The organism is Streptococcus sp. HMSC072G04 (assembly GCF_001813295.1).
GTDB lineage: Bacteria > Bacillota > Bacilli > Lactobacillales > Streptococcaceae > Streptococcus.
Map to the genome: position 1 here is coordinate 1 of NZ_KV812043.1, position 638 is coordinate 638.

Genomic DNA, 638 nt, shown 5'->3' on the forward strand with positions numbered 1-638 from the left:
TACGATACAGTAGTAGACAACCGTCCAAGCACGATCGAGTTCCAAGGTAAGACTTACGAATTGGTACCAGCTGGTAACTACCCAGTAGGTAAAGTCGACGATCAAGGTCACTGGACAGGTGATGATGCTACAACTGGTAAAGTTATCGAAGGTGATAAGAATGTTACTTACGTCTACAAACTGAAAGAAGATCCAACGAAACCTAAAGAAGGTGACGTCATCATCACTTACGTAGACGAAAATGGTAAAGAAATTCAAAAACCTCGTCAAGACACACCAAACTCACCATATGACACACCATATAACACAACTGAGGAAGGTGAAAAACCTAATACTATCAAGACTCCAGACGGTAAGACTTACAAGATCGTACCGAAAGGTGACTACCCAGTAGGTAAAGTTGATGGCGATGGACACTTGGAATCATCTGATCCAATTAAAGGTAAAGTTGATAAACCACGTTCAATCATCACCTATGTTTACAAAGAAGTGAAGGAAGAACCAACTCAACCTAAGGGTAATGTCTATGTACACTATGTTGACGTCAATGGTAACAAGATTAAAGACGATGTCACTGACGAAGAAAATCAACCAGTTGGTAAAGACTACGATACAGTAGTAGACAACCGTCCAAGCAC

Annotated in this window: 1 protein-coding gene; it reads left to right on the forward strand. The window is 40.8% G+C overall.

The window, feature by feature from the left end; genetic code table 11:
• Positions 1 to 638 (forward strand): MucBP domain-containing protein (locus HMPREF2904_RS09310; RefSeq protein ID WP_176744625.1); only part of this gene is annotated, 638 nt, incomplete at both ends.